General features: G+C 34.5%; 20 protein-coding genes and 3 tRNA genes. 6 read left to right on the forward strand and 17 right to left on the reverse strand.

The features are described 5' to 3' along the window. The first annotated feature begins 39 nt into the window (after positions 1-39). The gene (locus tag BUC29_RS02760) at positions 40-1,098 is read left to right on the forward strand and encodes a phytase (RefSeq protein ID WP_073413129.1); all 1,059 of its coding nucleotides are present in this window, start codon (positions 40-42) and stop codon (positions 1,096-1,098) included. A 273-nt stretch (positions 1,099-1,371) separates the two neighbouring features. Here BUC29_RS02760 and pckA read toward each other — a convergent pair whose 3' ends face one another. Together pckA and BUC29_RS02770 are read right to left on the reverse strand one after the other, a co-directional pair. Next, the gene (gene pckA / locus BUC29_RS02765) at positions 1,372-2,976 is read right to left on the reverse strand and encodes a phosphoenolpyruvate carboxykinase (ATP) (protein WP_073413131.1); all 1,605 of its coding nucleotides are present in this window, start codon (positions 2,974-2,976) and stop codon (positions 1,372-1,374) included. A 206-nt stretch (positions 2,977-3,182) separates the two neighbouring features. After that, a complete protein-coding gene (locus tag BUC29_RS02770) occupies positions 3,183-3,569 on the reverse strand; it encodes a DUF423 domain-containing protein (RefSeq protein WP_073413133.1) in 387 nt (128 codons plus the stop codon). Between the two features lie 186 nt (positions 3,570-3,755). Between BUC29_RS02770 and BUC29_RS02775 the strand changes: the two genes are divergently transcribed. Continuing rightward, positions 3,756-5,120, forward strand: coding sequence for a saccharopine dehydrogenase family protein (locus tag BUC29_RS02775; RefSeq protein WP_073413596.1), 1,365 nt, complete (start codon positions 3,756-3,758; stop codon positions 5,118-5,120). Positions 5,121-5,310: 190 nt separating this feature from the next. Here the strand turns inward: BUC29_RS02775 and BUC29_RS02780 are convergent, their stop codons facing one another. Together BUC29_RS02780 and BUC29_RS02785 are read right to left on the reverse strand one after the other, a co-directional pair. After that, a complete protein-coding gene (locus BUC29_RS02780; protein WP_073413135.1) occupies positions 5,311-5,769 on the reverse strand; it encodes an energy transducer TonB in 459 nt (152 codons plus the stop codon). Between the two features lie 241 nt (positions 5,770-6,010). Next, the gene (locus BUC29_RS02785) at positions 6,011-7,399 is read right to left on the reverse strand and encodes a dipeptidase (protein WP_073413137.1); all 1,389 of its coding nucleotides are present in this window, start codon (positions 7,397-7,399) and stop codon (positions 6,011-6,013) included. A 110-nt stretch (positions 7,400-7,509) separates the two neighbouring features. On the opposite strand from BUC29_RS02785, the gene BUC29_RS02790 reads away from it, so the two are divergent. Together BUC29_RS02790 and BUC29_RS02795 are read left to right on the forward strand one after the other, a co-directional pair. Next, a tRNA-Leu gene (locus BUC29_RS02790) sits at positions 7,510-7,591 on the forward strand. Between the two features lie 165 nt (positions 7,592-7,756). Then, a complete protein-coding gene (locus tag BUC29_RS02795) occupies positions 7,757-8,647 on the forward strand; it encodes a hypothetical protein (protein WP_073413139.1) in 891 nt (296 codons plus the stop codon). Between the two features lie 199 nt (positions 8,648-8,846). Here the strand turns inward: BUC29_RS02795 and BUC29_RS02800 are convergent, their stop codons facing one another. Continuing rightward, the gene (locus tag BUC29_RS02800; protein ID WP_073413141.1) at positions 8,847-9,086 is read right to left on the reverse strand and encodes a hypothetical protein; all 240 of its coding nucleotides are present in this window, start codon (positions 9,084-9,086) and stop codon (positions 8,847-8,849) included. Between the two features lie 86 nt (positions 9,087-9,172). On the opposite strand from BUC29_RS02800, the gene BUC29_RS02805 reads away from it, so the two are divergent. Continuing rightward, on the forward strand, positions 9,173-9,403 hold the full coding sequence (locus tag BUC29_RS02805; RefSeq protein WP_073413143.1) for a helix-turn-helix domain-containing protein: 231 nt from the start codon (positions 9,173-9,175) through the stop codon (positions 9,401-9,403). Between the two features lie 13 nt (positions 9,404-9,416). Continuing rightward, entirely contained in the window at positions 9,417-9,725 is a 309-nt protein-coding gene (locus BUC29_RS02810; RefSeq protein ID WP_139260385.1) for a hypothetical protein, read from the forward strand. Between the two features lie 133 nt (positions 9,726-9,858). On the opposite strand, the gene BUC29_RS02815 is transcribed toward BUC29_RS02810, so the two are convergent. The 12 genes from BUC29_RS02815 to BUC29_RS02870 form a co-directional block, all read right to left on the reverse strand. Further along, complete coding sequence (locus tag BUC29_RS02815; protein WP_073413147.1) at positions 9,859-10,521, reverse strand: HAD family hydrolase; 663 nt, start codon at positions 10,519-10,521, stop codon at positions 9,859-9,861. A 343-nt stretch (positions 10,522-10,864) separates the two neighbouring features. Next, positions 10,865-12,448, reverse strand: coding sequence for an MFS transporter (locus BUC29_RS02820; protein WP_073413149.1), 1,584 nt, complete (start codon positions 12,446-12,448; stop codon positions 10,865-10,867). Positions 12,449-12,450: 2 nt separating this feature from the next. Next, positions 12,451-13,500 carry an HlyD family secretion protein gene (locus BUC29_RS02825; RefSeq protein ID WP_073413151.1) on the reverse strand — a complete coding sequence of 350 codons (1,050 nt, stop codon included), beginning with the start codon at positions 13,498-13,500 and terminating at the stop codon, positions 12,451-12,453. 144 nt (positions 13,501-13,644) lie between these two features. Next, entirely contained in the window at positions 13,645-14,937 is a 1,293-nt protein-coding gene (locus tag BUC29_RS02830) for a TolC family protein (RefSeq protein ID WP_244160750.1), read from the reverse strand. Between the two features lie 335 nt (positions 14,938-15,272). Continuing rightward, a complete protein-coding gene (locus BUC29_RS02835) occupies positions 15,273-16,094 on the reverse strand; it encodes a helix-turn-helix transcriptional regulator (protein WP_073413155.1) in 822 nt (273 codons plus the stop codon). Positions 16,095-16,538: 444 nt separating this feature from the next. Then, positions 16,539-16,676: a GIY-YIG nuclease family protein gene (locus BUC29_RS21805; RefSeq protein ID WP_084538573.1), complete on the reverse strand. Its 138-nt coding sequence runs from the start codon at positions 16,674-16,676 to the stop codon at positions 16,539-16,541. A 64-nt stretch (positions 16,677-16,740) separates the two neighbouring features. Then, positions 16,741-16,814, reverse strand: a tRNA-Asp gene (locus BUC29_RS02845). A gap of 434 nt (positions 16,815-17,248) precedes the next feature. Beyond that, a tRNA-Asp gene (locus tag BUC29_RS02850) sits at positions 17,249-17,322 on the reverse strand. Positions 17,323-17,408: 86 nt separating this feature from the next. Beyond that, positions 17,409-18,335, reverse strand: coding sequence for a DUF58 domain-containing protein (locus tag BUC29_RS02855; protein ID WP_073413157.1), 927 nt, complete (start codon positions 18,333-18,335; stop codon positions 17,409-17,411). Then, positions 18,332-20,905: a M1 family aminopeptidase gene (locus BUC29_RS02860; RefSeq protein WP_073413159.1), complete on the reverse strand. Its 2,574-nt coding sequence runs from the start codon at positions 20,903-20,905 to the stop codon at positions 18,332-18,334. Before BUC29_RS02860 ends, BUC29_RS02855 begins: the two co-directional genes overlap by 4 nt. A gap of 96 nt (positions 20,906-21,001) precedes the next feature. After that, positions 21,002-21,589 (reverse strand): DUF4082 domain-containing protein, encoded by a 588-nt coding sequence (locus BUC29_RS02865; protein WP_073413161.1) that lies wholly within the window; start codon positions 21,587-21,589, stop codon positions 21,002-21,004. 39 nt (positions 21,590-21,628) lie between these two features. Then, positions 21,629-22,183, reverse strand: coding sequence for a hypothetical protein (locus BUC29_RS02870; RefSeq protein ID WP_073413162.1), 555 nt, complete (start codon positions 22,181-22,183; stop codon positions 21,629-21,631). Positions 22,184-22,248: the final 65 nt, after the last annotated feature.

Raw genomic sequence — 22,248 nt, forward strand, 5'->3', positions numbered from 1 at the left:
TTAGCGGTTCTGTCTAATTCATTTCAATAAAATATCACAATGAAAAATAAATCGATACTTGCTTTTTTGCTTTTATCCCTTTCATTTACAGCTTGTAAAGACGATAAATTAGCGCCCGTTTCTCCAAATGCCGTAAAACCAACAACCGTTACCGAAGCGCTGCCTCACGATACAGACGATCCATCAATCTGGATAAATCCAACAGATGCTTCAAAAAGTATTATTGTGGGAACAGATAAAGATACTGATGGGGGTTTGTATGCTTTTGATTTGAATGGAAAAATCCTGAAAAAGTCAATTCCGCTAAAACGTCCTAACAATGTTGATATTGCTTACGGACTAATGATCAACGGAAAAAAAGTAGATATTGCGGTTACTACAGAACGCGAGAGCAATAAAATTAGAATTTTCAGTTTACCTGATTTACAGCCGATTGATAATGGCGGAATTCCTGTTTTTGAAGGAGAAACAGAACGTGACCCTATGGGAGTTGCATTATACACTCGCCCAAGCGACGGAAAGATTTTTGCTATTGTAGGAAGAAAAACAGGACCTTCGGGAAGTTATTTATGGCAATATGAACTTTCCGGAAACGGAAAATTTGCTGTTGCAAAAGTGGTTCGTAAATTCGGAACGTATAGCGGCAAAAAAGAAATCGAAGCCATTGCAGTAGATAACGAATTAGGTTTTGTTTACTATTGCGACGAACAAGCTGGTATTAGAAAATACAAAGCTGATCCGGCTTTAAACGATAACAAAGAACTGGCTTTCTTCGGTCAGAAAGATTTTAAAGCAGATCATGAAGGAATTGCTATTTACAAAAAAACAGATTCTACCGGATATATTTTAGTATCAAACCAGCAGGCTAATTCTTTTATGGTTTACCCGAGAGAAGGTGCAAACGGAAATCCAAACAATCATCCATTATTGGCTGAAGTTCCAACTTCTACAATTGAGTGCGATGGTGCCGATGTTACAAGCGTAAATTTAGGTCCAAAATACAAAAACGGACTTTTCGTAGCGATGAGCAACGGAATGACTTTTCATTATTACACTTGGGATTTGATTCAAAAACGAATTGATGAAACTAAGAAATAGTTCTTTTTGTTTCAGGTTTCAAGTTTCAAGTTTTAGCGAGACTTAAATCTAGTGTCACACTGAGCGAAGCCGAAGTGCTTTGCGAGGGCTTCGACTTCGCTCAGTCTCATAACTGTTTCACTCAACCACAAACTTGAAACTAAAAAAAGCTGTTCAGTCACGGTTTTCAGTCGCAGTACCCGTGTTAGTGTTTATTTTTTTTTACTGCGATTGGAAACTAAAAAAAGCTGTTCATAATGAACAGCTTTTTTATTTTGAATTAAATAATTCCTTTTATTCTGTAATTGGTGCTCCTGCTAAAATTTCAGCATTGGCAAACTCTTCAAATTTGGCAAAATTAGCTTTGAATTTCTGAGCTAATTCCAGCGCTTTTTTATCATATAAATCTTTGTCTTCCCAAGTATTTCTAGGATTTAAAATTTCGCTTGGAACATTCGGGCAAGATTGTGGTTTTGCAATTCCGAATACTTTGTGGTTTACGTACTCTACATTATCCAGTTCTCCGTTTAATGCAGCAGTAATCATAGCACGAGTATATTTAAGTTTCATACGGCTTCCTGTTCCGTATGCACCGCCTGTCCATCCAGTATTGATTAACCAAACTTTTACATCCGCATCTTTCATTTTTTTGCTTAACATTTCAGCATATTTTGTTGGATGCAAAGGCATGAAAGGCGCTCCAAAACAAGCAGAAAAATTAGGCTGTGGTTCTGTAACTCCGGCTTCTGTTCCGGCAACTTTTGCTGTATATCCTGAAATAAAATGGTAAGCAGCCTGTCCAGGAGTTAATCTTGAAATTGGAGGCAGGATTCCGAAAGAATCTGCTGTAAGGAAAAATATATTTTTTGGGTTATGTCCAATAGAACCCGGCTGAATATTATCAATATGTGTTATTGGGTAACTTACACGTGTGTTTTGAGTAATTGATACATCATCATAATCAACTTCTTTAGTTCCCGGTTTGAAAACCACATTTTCTAAAAGCGCACCTTTTTTAATAGCTCTAAAAATATCCGGTTCATTTTCTTCAGTTAAGTTGATTACTTTCGCATAGCATCCGCCTTCGAAATTAAAAACTGTATTTTCAGAAGTCCATCCGTGTTCATCGTCACCGATTAATTTACGTTCAGGATCAGCAGAAAGAGTTGTTTTTCCTGTTCCGGATAACCCGAAGAAAATAGCTGTATCGCCATTTTTACCAACATTGGCACTACAATGCATTGGTAATGTATTTTCGAAAACAGGCAAAATGAAGTTTAAAGCAGAGAAAATTCCTTTTTTCATTTCTCCTGTATAACCAGTTCCGCCAATTAAAGCTATTTTTTTTGTAAAATCAAGAATAGCAAAGTTTGACTGACGTGTTCCGTCTACAGCAGGATCTGCCATAAAACTTGGAGCGCAAACTACTGTCCACTCTGGTTTAAAGTTTGCTAGTTCAGACTCTTCCGGTCTTAAGAACATATTGTAGCAAAACAAGTTAGACCATGCTGTTTCTGTAACAACGCGAACGTTTAGTCTGTAATTTGGATCTGAACAAACATAAGAATCACGAACAAAAACTTCTTTGTCTGATAAAAACTTGGTTACCTTATTATATAATTTCTCAAAAGCTTCTGGTGTAAACGGGATATTTACATTTCCCCACCATACTTTATCTTCTGTGATACTGTCTTTTACAATAAAACGATCTTGTGGAGAACGCCCTGTAAACTCACCTGTATTAATCGCCAAAGCACCTGTAGAGGCCTCAACACCTTGTCCTGACTGCACAGTTATGGCATGCAGCTCATCTGCTGATAACTGGTAACGAACCGTTGCATTTTCTATTCCTAATTCTTTTAACGAAATCGATTGCGCGAAAAGTGTGTTATTGTCCATAAATTTAATGTTGTGTTGTATATTATTTTTTGGTGCAACAAAATATAATTTTACTTAATACTGAACGTAAAGCCCAAGTTTGCAAATTGTTATATTTTTTTATCAAAGAAGATAAAAGCAATAAAAATTCACATAAGTAACCTTATATGTTAATTATGAGACAAAATTAAAGATTAATTTTTACAAAGAATTTTTTTTTCTGGATTTTATGATTTTTTCCTCAAAATAGTAAGAAATAATACCAACCAGCCAATAATTAATAAGAAACCACCCAAAGGTGTTGCGAATACGATAATTTTAGAATCAAAAACTGTAAGACTTTTTGTAGCTAAAATATAGATCGATCCGCTAAATAGAACAACACCGGCAACAACTAAATTATAGATCGTTTTTACAGTTTTTTCGGCGATGTCTTTTCTGGTAGAAAGAAAAAGTAAAAAGAGAGCATGGTACATTTGATAACGAACACCAACTTCAAAAGTATTTAACTCTTCAACAGATAAATATTTCTTTAGCAAATGCGCTCCAAAAGCACCAAAAATAATAGCCAACATACCTATAAAGGCACCCGTTAAAACAATTCTTCTTTTCATATTTTCTAAACTTTTAATTTAAAACAAAAATACTTCATAACTATCAATATTCATTTTAGTTTTTGAAATATTTCAATCTCAAAATTGATTTTTTTAGCCCATTTACGAATTAAATAAATATCATTTTTGAAATTAAATTTGTTATATTTATAACATTTTAATATGTTTGTGTTAAATATTAGAATTATGAGAAGCGTTTTAATAATTGGAGCAGGCAGATCGGCATCTTCGTTGATTCGTTATTTACTTGCCAAATCAGAAACCGAAAACCTGCACCTTGTGGTTGCCGATTTATCTTTGGCACTGGCCGAAAAAAAAACGCAGAAACATCCCAACGCAACACCTATTGCTTTAGATATTTTTAATACCGAAGAAAGACGTGCAGCTATTGAAAAAGCTTCAATCGTTATTTCGATGCTTCCGGCACATTTACATATTGAAGTAGCAAAAGATTGTATTCAGTTTAAAAAACATCTTGTTACGGCATCTTATATAAGTGATGCGATGCAGAGTCTTGATGAAGAAGTTAAAAAAAACAATCTGATTTTCATGAACGAAATTGGTCTCGATCCCGGTATCGACCACATGAGCGCCATGAAAGTTATTGACGAAATCAGATCAAAAGGCGGCAATATGCTTTTGTTTGAATCTTTCTGCGGCGGTTTAGTCGCTCCTGAATCTGACAATAATTTATGGAATTATAAATTTACCTGGGCACCGCGAAATGTGGTTTTGGCCGGACAAGGCGGCGCAGCGAAGTTTATTCAGGAAGGAACTTACAAATATATTCCGTACAGCGCATTATTTCGCCGCACAGAATTCTTAGAAGTTGAGGGTTACGGAAAGTTTGAAGCCTATTCCAACCGAGATTCGCTTAAATACAGATCAATTTACGGACTTGACGATGTCCTGACATTATATAGAGGAACAATTCGAAGAGTTGGTTTTTCGAAAGCCTGGAATATGTTCGTGCAACTCGGAATGACAGATGATAGTTATGTTATCGAAGATTCTGAAAACATGAGTTATCGCCAATTTATGAATTCATTTCTGCCTTATCACCCAACCGATTCTGTAGAAATAAAAACGCGTTTTATTCTTAAAATCGATCAGGATGATATTATGTGGGATAAACTTTTAGAACTGGATTTATTTAACCCAAACAAAAAAATAAATCTGCCAAATGCAACTCCTGCTCAAATTTTAGAAAAAATCTTAACCGACAGCTGGGCTTTAGAACCAGATGATAAAGATATGATCGTGATGTATCACAAATTTGGTTACGAACTAAATGGCGAGAAAAAACAAATCGATTCAAAAATGGTCTGTATTGGCGACGATCAGACTTATACGGCAATGGCAAAAACAGTCGGACTTCCGGTTGCAATTGCGACGTTGCTCATTTTAAACGGAAAAATTACTACTCCAGGCGTGCAGCTTCCTATTAAAAAAGAAGTTTACGAACCAATATTAAAAGAATTAGAAGAGTACGGTGTTATTTTTAATGAACAGACTGTACCCTATTTTGGATACAATCCGGATTTATTTTAATCTGGATTTCATTTTTATTTTTAGAATTTTTTTTAGTTTATTTTTCCGCTTTCAGAAAATCTGGAAGCGGATTTTTTTGTGTTTAGGTTCAGAGTGAAAGAGGTTCAAAGGGACAAAGACTTTTCCTCTTAAACTTTTAATAAAAAAACTTTGCCTCTTTGAACCTCTGCACCTTTGCTTCTTAAAAAAATTACTTTTTTTCAAAATAAATACGTTTTTCTTTCTCTTCGTTTGTGTCGATATATATTCGAAAAATCACAAGGCCTTTTACTCTTTTTCCATTGCGAGAAGCTGAATTCCATTTTGGTGAAAGCTGAATAACACGCAAAGCTTCTTCATCTAGTCCGAAACCAAGATTATTTAAAAGTTTGATATCCGATAAAGAGCCGTCTTTTTCTACTATAAACTGTACAGGAATTTCTCCTTTAACTTTTTTTCTAACGGCTTTATTAGGAATTTTAAAATTGTCTTTTACAAAATCACGAAACTTATAAATACTTCCCGGAAAATCTGCAGCAATTTCTACAGACACAAAAATATCATCTGTAGATCCATCTTCTTGTTTTACTTTAAGATCCTGAGCCATGCTTTTAGTATTCACAAAAAGCAGTATCATCAATACAAAACCCTGATTAAGTATTCCTTTCATATTCTTGTTTTTGATGAACAAATATAATTTTTTAATTAAAATTGTTCTGATATTCTCTTGACAAAAAAAATCCGCTCATTTCTGAACGGATTTATATTGAGATTAACTTTGTCAAAGTTTAAAACTTTGACAAAGTTCTGCATTTAAAAACTTTGCGACCTTGCTCCCGGTAACTATAGGGATTGCGAGCAAAAATCATAGCGAACTTTGCGCAAACCTTAGTGCCTTTGCGGTTAAAAAACTACTTAGAAAGCTCCACAAAATACTTGTAAAACAACGGAATAGTTTCAATACCTTTCAAGTAATTAAAAATTCCGAAATGTTCATTTGGTGAGTGAATTGCATCGCTATCCAAACCAAATCCCATCAAAATCGTTTTGCTCTTTAATTCTTTCTCAAACAAAGCCACAATTGGAATACTTCCGCCAGAACGAACCGGAATTGCAGGAACTCCAAACGTTTCTGTATATGCTTTGTTGGCAGCCTGATATCCAATGCTGTCAATTGGCGTAACATAACCCTGACCACCGTGATGAGGCGTTACTTTTACCGTAACTCCGGCTGGGGCAATGCTTGTAAAATGTTTTGTAAAAAGTTCTGTAATTTCATGCCAGTCTTGATTTGGAACCAAACGCATTGAGATTTTAGCATAAGCTTTACTCGCAATAACCGTTTTAGCTCCTTCGCCAGTATAACCGCCCCAGATTCCGTTTACGTCTAAAGTCGGACGGATTGAGTTGCGTTCGTTGGTTACATATCCTTTTTCACCGTAAACATCGGCAATGTTTAAAGCATTTTTATATTTTTCTAAGCTAAAAGGCGCTTTTGCCATTTCTGCTCTTTCTTCTGCAGATAATTCCTGAACTTTATCGTAGAATCCCGGAATTGTAATATGATTGTCTTCGTCGTGAAGAGAAGCGATCATTTTTGCCAAAATATTAATTGGGTTCGCTACTGCTCCACCGTACAATCCCGAATGTAAATCGCGGTTTGGTCCTGTAATTTCTACCTCAACATAACTCAAACCTCTTAAACCTGTCGTAATTGATGGTTGTTGGTTCGAAATCATTCCGGTATCTGAAATTAAAATAACGTCGTTTTTCAGTTTTTCCTGATTACGTTCTACAAACCATGCCAAACTTGCCGAACCAACTTCTTCTTCTCCTTCAATCATGAATTTTACGTTACAAGGCAAAACATTGTTTTGTACCATATATTCCAGCGCTTTTACGTGCATGTACATCTGACCTTTGTCGTCACAAGCGCCACGCGCGAAAATCGCTCCTTCTGGGTGAATGTCTGTATTTTTAATAACGGGTTCAAATGGTGGTGAAGTCCATAATTCTAATGGATCCGGCGGTTGAACATCGTAGTGTCCGTAAACTAAAACCGTTGGAAGATTTGGGTCGATTATTTTTTCTCCGTAGATAATTGGGTAACCCGGAGTGTCACAAGTTTCGACATAATCGCACCCTGCTTTTGATAAACTTTCTTTTACAGCCTCTGCTGTGTCAATAACATCTTGAGAATATGCAGTGTCGGCACTTACCGACGGAATCTTTAATAATTCGATCAATTCATTGATAAACCGATCTTTATGTTGTTGAACGTAGGACTTAATATTTTCCATTTAAATTATTTTTATAGAAAACCAAAAGTACAAAAAAGAGAATTAATATTTTTTTTGAAATTTTTCTTTGAATATTCGAAAGTATGCTTATCTTTGCACCCACAATTACCGCGGATATGGCGAAATTGGTAGACGTGCCAGACTTAGGATCTGGTGCCGCAAGGCGTGTAGGTTCGAGTCCTATTATCCGCACTAAAAAAAGCTTCTGAAGATTTTTCAGAAGCTTTTTTGTTTTACTGCATTCTACTTTTTGTTATTAAAGTTGTTGATAAGCAATTTACTACAGTATTATTCCAATGATTTCTATTTTTATTTTTGAGATCAAACTTCACTTTTCAAGATTAAAAAGTCGTTGACATGAAAAAAATCTTTTTTATATTTTTATTTACTACACTCTATTCTTGCCTAGAAGGGACTTCTACATTTACTTCACCAAAAGTAACTTTTTCTAGTAAATACATTATAATTGAAAATAGGAGTAATTACAATCTCTATAACGTCGAAATTAAATTCGCCAATAAATATAATCTAGCATATGCATCTCAACAAAAAAAATCAAAAATTAAATTCAAGTATAATGACATCATACCTTCTTCTGCATATCGCGAATTGATCAAAAATAAGTATGAAATGAATTATCAAGATTACGAAGGCAATAATTATCAAGTAATTAGAAAAAAAATAATTTATCAAGACATTGAAAAAATAGATAACATTTCTTTTTTAGACAAATTAAACACCGTACTTTCCTCTTCTTCAGGAATTACAATTCTATTAGCTTTATTAGCTGCTTTCGTTGCTTTACAACAGGTCAAATCAAATGTAATTTCTTCATCAAGAATTAAATGGATCGAGGAATTTAAAAACGATGTTTCAGAATATACCACAGCGGTCAGACAATTAATTCACAATTATGGTTTACATATAAAATATCGTGACGAAAATGAAGATCCAAAAATCAAAAATTATGATGAATACATTAAATACCATTACAAAGCATCTATTCATGAATCAAATTTAAGAATGAACTTAAACCTTGATGAACAAAAATATAAAGAGATAAAGACTACCCTTAATAAAATAACTGAGTGTATAGACAACGTTAATCCAAAATTAGATATAGACAAACACTATAAAGAAACTGCACTACTATTAAATCAATTAAGACATCAAAGTCAAATGGCTTTAAAAACTGAATGGAAGAAATCTCAAAAAATGTTTTATTTTAATTGGTTTTACAATAAATAAATATCAATTATTATTTTTTTATTGCGAAGATGGATTGAAATCCATCCCTACAATATAATTTGTTCCTTCGGAACGCTATATAAAATTCCGAAGGAATGATTTATTTTGTAGCTAGGGATTTCAATCCCTTGAAGACAAAGTAACCACAAAGATTGTCAATATTCGAAATCACAAACAACACGCAAAGCCCATTTTATTTTCATTCAATCTCGAAATAAGGATCTAAAATTTCTGCCAATTCATTCAGCCAATAAAAACCTTGCTCTAAGTTTTCTTTTTGAGCGTAGGCAGATCCTCTTTCATCATCTCTCATAACAATTAAAGCAATTGCATAATTTAATTGCCGTATAGCTTTTGCAAAATCTTTAGCATCAATAACGTTATTAAAAAAATCTAAGAGTCTTTTTTCTGTTTCTTCCGAAAGATTATTTGTAGCCATTGTCTTATTTTTTATTTGAAACAAATATAATAATTTGTAGGCATGTATGCTATCTGTGGCGAAATAAATCTTTCCACTTTTGAAATATGAATATTTCAGAAGAAACTTATATTGTTAATCTTGGCATTCACATTAGACAATTACGTGAAAAGAAAGACTTATCACAGCAAGGTTTAGCTGATGATTCTGGTATGACTAAATCTCAAATAGCAAGGATAGAAACTGCTAAAATTAACACTACAGTAAAAACCCTTGTAAAAATTGCCAAGGCTTTAGACATTGAACCAAAAGAATTGTTTGATTTTACTTCAAAATAAACCTTTAAAAACATTGAAAACAATCAAGAATCTTGATATTCTACAAAAGTTCGCTATCGCAATTCCTGTTTTATTCTTTTTGAGTTGCATAGTAAAACATTATCTGGAGAATTTCAGAGGCACTTTGATATATGCATACGGGAGTACTATTACATTCTTCCTGAGTTTATTTTTGGTGCTTCTTTCTTTAGTTAATTCTGTTTTAATTCTTATTGATTTAAATACAAAACCAATTCCAAAATTCGTTTGGTTCTTATTGAGTATGTCTATTTTTTTCTTATTTGCCGGATTAATAATTACAATAGGATTCGATATTGCATAACTCTATTTTGAATATAGATTTCGGCTAAAGCCTTTTACTTTTAAGCATAAAAAACCTCCAGCTGAAGCAGGAGGCAATTAAATTTATGCTCATTTAGTTGAATGAACTTATATTTCTTATATGGTTTAAAATTTTATTTTTTACCCAAAAGCTCTAGAATCTTATCCACATTTACTTCACTATAATCATTAATATAAAAATCGCATGGCGGAAGCTGTTCTTTTGTATGCGTACTCAAAACGCCTACGACTTTCATTCCGGCATTTAATCCTGCTGTAATTCCCGAAAAAGAATCTTCAAAAACCACACAATCAGAAGGAGAAACTCCAACACGTTCCGCCGATTTTAAATATACTTCAGGATTTGGTTTATGAAACGTTACGTCTTCTGATGACATCATCGAATCCATTTTTTCGCCAAGTTTCAGGAAATTGGCAATTAAATCCAAGTTCGCACGCGGTGCCGATGTTGCAACAGCTGTTTTGAATCCACGAGATTTTAATTCGTTTAAAAAATCCATATAATGCGGAATCGTTTCGACTTTGTCTTTGTAAATCTCTCTAAACATTCCTTCTTTTTCGTCTTCTAATTTTAGAAGTTCTTCTCCCGCAATCGGACGTTTGAAGAAATGCGTCATGATATAACTATTGTGTTTTCCGTACATATGTTCTTCAAATTCTTCCTGCGTATACGGAATATTATATTTATCAAAAAACTTTTCAAAAGCGACTACATGATGCGGATTGGTATGCGAAATCACGCCATCCATATCAAAAATTACACATTGCTGTTTCATTTTATATTTTTGTTTTTTTAACGACTGCAAGATAGGGTAATAAAGGGTTATTTCACAGAGATTCGCGGAGGTTTTTCGCGGAGATTCGCAGAGTTTTTTAATCTCGCAAAGTCACGAAGACGCAATTTTTTTGATTTTAAGTTGAATTGCCTCCAGCTTTAGCTGGAGGTATAATAAGATATTTCCAAAGGCTTTAGCCAAACTCGCTTTTTTTTGGCTAAAGCCCGCTTACCAACACTTTAATAAACTCCAGCTAAAGCTGGAGTCAATTCAAAAAACATTTCTAATTGGTTGCCTTGAAATAAAAAACTTTGCACCTTCGTGACTTTGCGAGATTAATTCATCAACCAATCCAAATCTTACTTTTCATCAAAGTCACAGTTTGTCTCAAATGCTGATTGCATGCAATAAGAATTATCAAAACCAATAAACCATAACCTACAATGGTATAAATCTCCATATCGGCCAATAATGTCGATTGTTTGGTAATGCTTCCGAAAATCTTTTTCATGGCTAAAACATTGGCATTATCTGCCGAATATCCTTTAGCAATGAAACTCTGTGTGGTGCTGGCGATGGTTTGCTGTGCTTCGGGATTTTCGCCCGTTACGAATTGGCTTAATTTAAAAAAGTGCTTTTTGTTTAAAAATACAGTTGCATTCTGCATGACGCAAAACCCAATCGTACTTCCCCAGAAACGTCCTGAAACGCCGACAATTCCCGAAGAAACCGCCATATTTGCAGGAACCGAAGAAGTAGTAAATAAAATCAACGGAACAAATAACAATCCAACTCCGATGCCCTGCAAAAAGTACGGAACAATAATATCTGATAAAGCCACATCGGGCACAAAAAGAAACGTAAACCAAAAATGATATAAGGCAATCAGCGAAAAACCAATCAGGAAAATAATTTTGGTAGAAACCGATTTCATGAGGAAATAAGCTGCCAAAATCAATCCGATTACATTTCCGAGTCCGTTAATGTACTGCACGCCCGCAACACGCGACGGATCCCAATTCCAAATCGAATACATAGCCGAATGGCAAAGACTCAACGTTGCTCTGCTGATATAAAACAAGAAGAACAATAAAAACCCAATTCTCAGATTGGCGTATTTAAAAACTTCAAAATCAAAAGTGGGTCTTTTAACCAAAAGCTCTTTGAAGATGAACAAACCTCCCGTAATGAGCGCCATGATAAGCATTAAAACCATTTGAGAAGATTCGAACCAATATTTTTTCTCGGCATACACAAAAAAGTAGGCACCGCAAAGAATAGCTGTTAAAACCAAAAAATAGCTCATCCAGTCGATTTGATACAACGGAATTTTCTTTGTGATTCGGTGCCCACGAAAAGTAACCAAGATTAAAAAGACATTTAAAACCTGTAGTCCGCCAGAAACATACAGCATGTATTTCCAATCGTAATGATCCAGAAACCAAACCGCAATATTCATAATAAAAGGCGTTGACAACAGTAGAGAACCATAATAAAAGGAAAAACCAATTATAATGGCGTTTTTAGAATCAAACTGCTCAATAAGCAATTGCCTGATGGTAATGGCAGGAAGCGCCATTAAGATTCCTTCGGCAACTCTCAACAATAAAAAAACCGCAAAATTATCGACATAACCCGACGCCACAATCGTAACTCCAATTAAGGAATAAACGCCCATGAGGTAATTTTTGGCAGGAAAAAAACTCGAAAATCGGCTTTCTATGAGAATTGTAGCCAGCAGAGTTCCATACGTTACGCACATCGCGTACTGCAAATCTTCGGGCTCAATGTCCAGAAAACTTGCCGCATATGTTACGTTTGACGTATAAACTCCCAATAAAATCATGGAATGCAAAAGACAAACAAACAAAATCGTAATGATTGCCCATTTTGGAACCCATGATTTAAAAATACTTTTATCTTCCATTTTTAGTGTGCTGCGATCACAGTAATATTCATTCCCGCTCTTAAAAAGTCGGCTTGTTTGTCGCTGTCTTTCAACTGAATTCTAACCGGAATTCTTTGTTCGATTTTTACGAAGTTACCCGTTGCATTATCTGGAGGAAGCAATGAAAATCTTGCCCCGCTCGCTGGCGATAAAGAGGCAATTGTACCGACAAAAGTTTTATCGCTCAAAGCATCGGCTTTTATTTCAACATCTTGTCCAACGGTTAAATATTGCAATTGCGTTTCTTTAAAATTGGCCGTAATCCATTTTTCTTTACTTACAATTGATAATAAAGACTGACCTTCTTTTACTAATTGTCCTGGCTGTAAAGTTCGTTTTCCAACCCAGCCGTCATAAGGCGCTGTAATTATGGTGTACGAAAGAAATAAAGCAGCATTATCTGCAACAGCTTGTTTGGATGCAATATTGGTTTGCGTTGTTGGCACATTTGCTTCGGCAACAGAAGTGCTTAAAGCTGATGAATGGATTCTATTTTTCATTTCCTGAAAATGCGCCTGAGCCGATTCGTAATCAGCCCTTACTTTCTCTAATTGCTGAGAAGTAGCCGCTTCTTCGCTTACCAAGGCTTTGTACCTTTCGTATTCTAATTTAGTTTTCCAAAGATTCGATTTGGCAGCTTCTAACTGCGCTTCGTTAATCGCTGTTGCACTTGCCGTATTTATGGCATTTTTCTGCGCCACAACGCTGCTTTGCTGTGCGTTTTGAACATCGGCAAGAGCCACATTCAATTTTGATTTATATTCACGATTGTCAATTACAACCAAAGTATCTCCTTTATGCACAAACTGATTTTCGTTAAAACGAACTTCCTGCACATAACCCGTAATACGCGACATAATTGGCGTTACATATTGTTCGACTTGCGCGTCGTTGGTTTCTTCGTGATTTCTGTTGAACACATAAAACCAAATTCCTAAAATAACACCGCTTATTACCAGCGTACACGCAATAATCGTTATTAGAATATGAAACGTTTTATTTCTTCTAGTTTCATTTTTAATCTTAACCATAAACTTTATATTTTTAATTATTCTCCCCCGGATTGAAATCCGGCGCTACAATATGAATCGTTCCTTCGGAACTGAAAATCTATATCTATACTCTTTACTCTATTCTCTTGCTTCTTGCCTCTTTCTTCTACCAAGTCTAAAATTCTAGCTCTGCGGCATCATTCCCGCCGTATGAAGCAGTTCATAATGTTTTAAAACCGCATCTAATCGGGTTGAAATTTTGTTGTATTTCGCCTGAAGCAAAGCATTATCGGCATCGACCATTTCGGTAATTAACACCAATTGGTTTAAGTATTTCAGCTTTACGATTCTATAGTTTTCTTCAGCTAAATCCAAAGCTTTATCAACGACCACAAACTTTTCAAGGATTTCCTGATATTGTGTGTGTTCTTTATACAGCTTATCCTGAATTTCCTCTTTTACAATTTCATTCTGCATTTCCTGCCATTTAATTTTGGTATTGGCCTGCTCCATTTTGGTCTTGTTTTTATATAAAGACGAAAGGTCAAAAGTGGCTTCGATCCCTACTTGTCCTAAAGTGTACAAATACGGATTTGGCGGAAAGAATTTATAGTTTGGATAATAAAAACCGTAATTCCCAAAGAAATGAACGCTCGGAAGATAATTTCCTTTAACGAGTTTCAGTTCGGTTTTGCTGATGTTTAATTCCTGGCTTGCAATACGCATTTCTTCGTTCTGCAAAGCTTTCGTCATATAAAAATCATACGGATCTAAACCATTCATTTCGTCAAGACTAGACGTCGTATCGATTGCAATTTCTTCGTTTTCCGGAATCTGGATCAGCGTTTTCAGATCGTGAAGCGCAATTTTTATGTTTTTGGAATTTGTAAGCGCGTTTAATTCACGATCCGAAAGCTGTAACTCGGCACGAATAACTTCGTTTTTCGTAACCGTTCCATGTTTTTGAAGCGATTGTACTTCTTTCAATCGGCTTTTTTCTTCTTTGATGTTTTCTTCAAATATTTTCTGAAGTTCCATCATTTTATAAATCGCCAGATAGTTTGCCACCACTTCAAGCACGATATCATTTTCGGCCTTTTCGGATTTTATTTTAGCGATTTCGCTTTCCTGATTGGCAATTTTGATGCCATTATTAATCTTATTTCCAGCATAAATTGGCATTTTAAAAGTCGAATTGACTTCATAAATTTCAGGAATTGCCGGAGTAACTTCTTTGTCTTTCAAAAACCCGCTTCCTTTGAATTCGGTAATATTCGTAATTCTGGAATACATGCCGTTTAGCTGTACGTCCGGCAATCGAAGTTCTTTTCTTTCTTTAATGTTTTGCTCTGCGAGCGTAACCTCCAATTGAGATCTAAGGATTTTTTTGTTGTTTTCTTTGGCCAGTTTCAAAGCTTCTTGTAATGAAACCGTGTGGACTTCCTGCGCTTGTAAGCCATTGAATACTAAAATCATTAGGATTAACAGCAGGATTCTGGGAAAACAATCGTCTGTAGAATTTGTTGTTTTAAGGAACATAAATACATTAATATTTGATGCTGCAAAGTTCCTTCATTTTTCTCGTGACTGATAATTCTAAAAAGCCAAGAACATATTCATTTCGGACAAACGTTAAAATTCCATTTCTCGAAAACGTTATATTAAAACACTGAAAAACAATTTATTACAAAATATATTTTGATTGTGATTATTTTTTGATTTCTCTCGCAGATTTGGCAGATTGTGCAGATTTTTACTTTAATTCTTTAATTATCTGCTTGATCTGCCAAATCTGCGAGAGAAAAAACAAATCATTTTCTTTCCAAAATCTCTTCACCATTTAAGTAATCAGAAGGTCTTTGGCCTAAAATCTTAAAGAAAGTGTTACTGAAAGTTGGAACACTATTGTAACCAACTTCTTCGGCTACCTCTTTTACTGAAAGTTTTCTTTCCAATAAAAGTTCGATAGCTTTTAAAATTCTTCTAATCGTATAATATTGAATAAAAGACATATTGAGATCTTTTTGAAACAAGCGATACAAAGAGCGTTCGCTGAAACCAAATTCATGCGCTACATCAGCAAACAGAATTGTTTCTCCAAGATTGTTTTCAATATGGCGCAGAATTTTTCCAAGACGTTTGTCCTTCGGCTGTGGCAATTCTAAAGGTAAATTATTAGTGCAAATTTGTGGAAGAATTGCTTTTATCGCTTTGGCAATAGTAAAATTTGGAGTTCCTTTTTTAAGATCTCCATTCCATCTATTGGTAAAAAGCATCATTTGCAACAACAAATTGTTTACTGGATAAATTCCTTCTACCTTATAAAAGTCATCTTCTTCTTTTTCAATAGGAAAATACAGATTTCGCATCGTAACACTTTCCGATTTCGGTTCTATGCTATGCTCCACTCCACTCGGAATCCAGATAAAATGCCTTGCTGGTAAAAAATAGGTTTTAGTTTCTGTAGTTACAAAAACAACATCTCCTTCTGCATATAAAAGTTGTGCTTTTTGGTGTCTGTGTGGCGGAATAAATAACTCACCCATCAAATCGTGGTGGCAGTAAATGCTCTTTTTATCAGCATCTACTTTTTTGATGTAGTATTTATCGAGTTTTTGACCGGAATGTTCCATTGGTTTTTAGTACAGCACTTTTTGTGATATTAAAGATAAGAAGAAATTAAATTCTAATATGAAATTCCAAAATTGGATTGTATAGATTTTACCGCAAAGGCGCAAGGAAAAAGCGCTAAGTTCGCAAAGCCTTATCACAAAGCTTTGCGAACTTTGCGTTTATAAGCGTAACCATAAATAAAATCCTTGCGTTCTTTGCGGTTAAGCAAAAAAAAAGCCTTTCCGTTAAGAAAGGCTTTTAACAACTTCGTCTCGTTCTTGAAAACGAGAGGACTCGAACCCGTCTCGTCCTTAGACGAGATGACAGACATGTATCCTAACCAACTCATACCTTTCTTATTTATGATCTTGAATTAAAGCTTCTATTGACTTTCTATTTAACTTTTTCAATCTCAATTCTTCAATCAAAGCTTCTTTTTTAGTTTCAAATACTTTCGAATAAACCTAATCCCACGGTCCTTTATTTGAAGTATACCTACTTCTATTTTCATTATGATATAATAATCTTTGGGCAACATCTTCACTAAACCCTTTGTAATAAATATCAAAAGTTTTAGAATAAATTATGTAAACGTAAAACATCAATAAAAACTTAATGGTAAAAAAAAATGCCTATCGTAATGATAGGCATTTTTAACAACTTAGGCGGTCTGGACGGGACTCGAACCCGCGACCCCATGCGTGACAGGCATGTATTCTAACCAACTGAACTACCAAACCCTGCGTTATTGCGAGTGCAAAAATACAACAGATCTTCGATTTCACAAGCTTTTTAACGAATAAAAATCAAGAAATTTTTAATTGATTAAATTCCAATATTTTAAAATTTCATTTTCAAATCAAAAAACAAGAACTTTCTTTCTTTTTTACCACAAGCACTCAAGGCAAAAGCACAAAGGTCGCAAAGCTTTAAAAAAACCTTGCGACCTTTGTGTAAATCTTAGCTCCGGATAGCTATCGGGATTGCAGTTAAAAACAAAAACCAAAAGTGTCTTAAATCAAAAAAGCCATCCACAAAAGTGGAAAGCTTTTCATTGGTCTAACTACTAAACCAGCTGCGAGTTACAAAGTCGCAGCAAAACAACACAACTAATCTTAGATACCGTTTTTGGGCAAAAAAGCCTTTCCGTTAAGAAAGGCTTTTCCCAATATTGCGGTCTGGACGGGACTCGAACCCGCGACCCCATGCGTGACAGGCATGTATTCTAACCAACTGAACTACCAAACCTCTGCGTTATTGCGGTTGCAAAGATATAACAGAATTTCGTTTCTGCAAGTGTTTTTATAAAAAAAGTGAAATATTTTTTCAAAACCTTATCCAAAGTTTTGTTTTTCAACTAAATATGTAGTCAATATTTTTTCAAAATTATCACCTACATTTACTGGAACGTACTTAATTTGGTTCTTTGCGCAAGTTAAAGCCAGGTTTTTAAAATAAGCTGTCGCTCTTTTTTCATATTCCATTTTAACATTATCAGCAAAAATCGAAACTTCTTCTCCTGATTCTAAGTCGATAAACTTTCTTGGCGCGTTGTCAAAATCAAATTTCAATTCGGTTTCATTATCAACAACATGAAATAAAACTACTTTGTGTTTGTTGTGTTTTAAATGCTGTAAGGCGTTAAAAAGCTTTTCATCATCTTCAGTCTGAAACATATCGGTAAACAGAATAATCATCGAACGGCGGTGCATTTTTTCTGCAATCTGATGAAGATAAGTAATAGTGTCAGTCGTTTTTTTAACTTTTGGCTGAACCAGCAATTCTTCCAGTTTATTCAAAAGCATTCTGTGGTGACGATCGCTTCCTTTTTCCGGAGCGTAATATTCGTATTTGTCTGAGAAAACGCTTAAACCAACGGCATCGCGCTGTTTCTTTAAAATATTCATTAAAACCGCCGAAGCCAAGACTGCAAATCCAATCTTCTTTTCATAAAATGGCTGATTCGATTTTAGTTCAGGATAATGCATTGATGATGAATTATCGACAATCAAATGACAGCGTAAATTGGTTTCTTCCTCAAAACGTTTCGTGTACAAACGATCGGTTTTGGCAAATAATTTCCAATCGATATGTTTAGTGCTTTCGCCTGCGTTATACACTTTATGTTCGGCAAATTCAGCCGAAAATCCATGAAACGGGCTTTTGTGCATTCCGGATATAAAACCTTCTACAACCTGATTAGCCAGCATTTCGAGGTGCTGAAAACTTGAAACTTTCTCTATTTCCGATTCGATTTTCATTCGGTTTCTTTTTTAATATTTTGTGCTTTATAAAGCAAATCTGTTGCCTGAAATAATTTCCTTTTTAAAATAGAACTAAAATTAGGGTTTTCTTTTAAGAATCGCTGTACTTCATCAAAGGCAAATTTAGAGGAATATTTTCCAACGGTATTATCGAGCCAGTCTTTCGGGAAAAAAATATCTCCCGTACGCTGGATTTCAGCAACCAAATCTAATGAAAATCTGATATACTTTTGCGCACTTTCCTGACGAAGAGGATGATGAATATTCGCCAATCCAACCTCAACCCAAGATTCTTTTTCTCGGTTTTTTTCGTCTTTTAAAGACTCCATAAAAGCATTTCTAATGGATTCGTCTTTTGATAATGACGGAAGCAGAAATTCAAAACGTTTTTGTTTATCGGGATTTGTGATTGTTGTTCTGGTTTTCTCCAAAATTTCATCGGCTTTTTCATGTTTAAAAATGGCCAGATTCATCGCCATATTGGTAAAATCGTCTTCGTTTAATTTCAAATTCGGGATTACAATTTCTTTATTCCAGATTTGATATAATTTGGCTTTCGCCGAAGATGAATAACCCGTTGAACTGAACAAACCAAATAAAGTCTTTTTGATATTTGCAGATAAATTTGTCTGAAGACGCGAGTATAAAGTAAAACTTAACAAATTCTGAACTCTGTCCTGCTGTTTTTGGGTTAAAAACCTCCAATAAACTGTATTTAGATTATTCGATACAATTCGCAAAACCAATTCATTTTCTTCAAACTGAATTCCTTTAAAAAAACAATTAAATGCTTCATCTGGAGAAACATTTCCAATGAGCATATTTTCGTAAAGATTACTATAAGCAGATGCTCTGGCTGTATCATCTTTTAAAGTAGAAATGTAATCTAAATTATTGCCGTCAAGCGGAAAAACACCATATCCAAAACCATTGTAATTGTAAATAATCGTGTTTGGTTTTTCAAGTCCGGCGGCTTCTTTTAAAATACTGTTTTTGTCTTTGATGTTTACGTTTAAAACCTTCACATTATCATCATAAACCAAACCAATCTGAAAAACCTGAGGCCAGATATTATTGGATTTATCTTCGGCTTTCTGTTGAATTTCAAACTTTTTAATTTGACTTTTAGAATTATATTCTATTTTATCTGTAAAAATGGCTCTTCCTGATTTATTGACCCAGACTTCACTCCATTTTTTCATATCGAGCGGCGTTTCAGCATTAAGAATTTCTACGAGATTATTCCAGTCGGCATTGTCGTTGGCGTATTTTTTAATGTATTTTTCGATTCCTTTTTGAAAAGCTTCTTTTCCCATTGAAGCTTCGAGCTGACGCATCATTATTGGCGCTTTATTGTAAATAATTGCTCCGTAAAGTGATCCGGCATCTTTTAAATTTTCTAAATGCTGTTTTATCGGATGTGTGCCCAAAGATCGGTCTTCCGCGAAAGCGCTGCCATAATGCGCTGTAAAAAACTGAAGATTATGATTGACTTTTGGGAAAATTGGATTCATAATTTTATCGGCCATGAAATTGGCAAAAACTTCTTTCATCCAGACATCGTCAAACCATTTCATTGTTACCAAATCGCCAAACCACATGTGTGATGTCTCGTGTGCAATGAGTTTAGCTCGATTTAATTTCTCACTGTCTGTTGCGCTGTTGTCCAGAAATAAAGTTGATTCTCTGTATTGAATAGCACCTACGTGTTCCATTCCACCATATTGAAAAACCGGAATTGCTGCGAAATCCAGTTTTTGAAACGGAAATTTATAATTGGTATATTTTTCAAGAAAATCTAAAGATTGCTGATGGAGTTCAAAAATCGTATCGGTACTTGTTTTTATTTTTTCAGGATTATTTTCGCGATATAACATCGTCATTTCTAAACCTGGTTTTTGTGTAACACTTTTAAATTTTCCGGCAACAAAAGAGAATAAGTATGTACTCATTTTGTTTGATTCTTCAAAAGTATAATTCGTAAAATCACCTTTTTCAGTTTTGGATTTCACATCGGCTCCAGCCAAAACTTCCCAATCATTTGGCACGGAAAGACTTAATTTATAAGATGCTTTTATATCCGGCTGATCAAAACATGGAAATAAAGTACTCGCGCGATCCGGAACTAAAAGTGTATAGAGAAAATCATCGTTTCTATTTAAAGATAAATTGCCTGCGATGAAGGAAATTGAAATGGTATTTTTTCCTGAAATTAAATCAGAGGAAGCAATTACAATGTGTCCTTTTTCATGAACAATTTGAATACTTTTTTCGTTTACTTCAATTGATTGTATGTTCGAAGATTTCTCTTTAAAATCTAAAAGTAAAGGCTGACTCAAATCAGACAGATTCAAATTTATATTTAAATGAGAATTGATGTTTTCCTCTTTTTGATTTGGGATTTCAAAAGACAATTCATATTGAAGACCTGAAATTTGTTTTTTACGGAAATGAGCTAATTCTTCTGAAACTCCATTTTCCAAAAATGCACTTTCTTTTTCTTTTGACTGAGAAAAGACATTCGGAATCAATATAATAAAACAAAGAAAAATGTGTAGGATTTTCATTTTTTAAAAGATATGAGATTCGTTAAAAATAAAAAAAGGTTTGACGACTGCCAAACCTTTTTACAAACTCACTAATTAAACTATCCAAAAATAAAATTATTCAGTTTGTTGGAAATCAAAACTTAAATCTCCTGCATTGTAATTTGAAGAAACATTGGTTGGGAAAGTTTGTGATGTTCCGCTTATCCATCTATATTCATTAAATGTAATATTTCCGGCAACAATTGGGTAAACAGTATTGGTTAGATCTGCTTTGTTCTTTTTATACCAATCGTTAGAATTCATTGTAATCATGTATTTTTTGTCTTTTTCAAGAGCCAAAACACTGATTTCTTTAGTAACCTGAACATCTGCTGTGGCAACATTTACAGTCTCAGAACGCAATACTGTTTTTGTTGTATAGTCCCAAATCGTTACACGCACTGCAGAGTTTGTCGCAGGCAGTTTTAACGTAATGGCTTTAATATTTCCTTTTACAGTTGGTGTAAAAGCCAATCCGAATTCGTAATCTCCAGAGTTTACAAAATTACTAACAGTATTAAATCCGGTTTGAGTATAATAAACCGCAAGCGGGTTTTCTGTTTCAAATTTTGGAGAATTGTCTTTATCGTCATCATTACTGCTGCAAGAAACGGTTAAAATTGATGCTGATAAAATGGCAAAAAGTATTTTAAAAGTTTTCATAATATCTTATTTGGTTGAATAAATTTTAATTTTCAATAATTACGGCTGAATATTTAAACGTGCACAAACTTCTTCGTAGCTCATTTTAGAATAATCTAATTTTGCAGCTTTTGCTGTCGCCTGAACTCCGCCAGGAATCAAAATATAACGCCAGTTAAGTGAAGTTGGAAGGTTTACCGTAGTTCCATCTGCAGCGTGTTTAAATCTGAAAAGCTTAATTTTTTGTACGCTTGTGATTGCTGTAATTGTATTAACAGACCCTCCTGCTGTTGATGTATAAGGCAGTGTGTAAACACCTGATCCAAAAGACATATAAACCAATACAGTTCCTTTGGCCACAATATCTGCTGATAATTCAGGAGCATTAATAGTCGTAGATAATCCAGAAGTACCATCAATAGTTTCTGCAGTTGCTGCAGGAGCTGTCATCCAGGCGCTGTAAATAACATTTGCTGTTCCTGTTGCTCCCGCTGGTCCTGTTGCACCTGGTGCGCCATCTACTCCGTCAATGCCGTCTTTTCCGTCATCGCTGCTACATGAAATTGTAAAAATTGCTAGTAAAAAAATCGAAAAAAAGGTTTTAGAAAATTTCATAATAATTTTAGTTTTAAATTGGTCAAATGATTCTTATTTAATTCAATAACATTATTTTTGTAGAA

This window comes from Flavobacterium defluvii (genome assembly GCF_900129555.1).
GTDB classification, from domain to species: Bacteria; Bacteroidota; Bacteroidia; order Flavobacteriales; family Flavobacteriaceae; genus Flavobacterium; species Flavobacterium defluvii.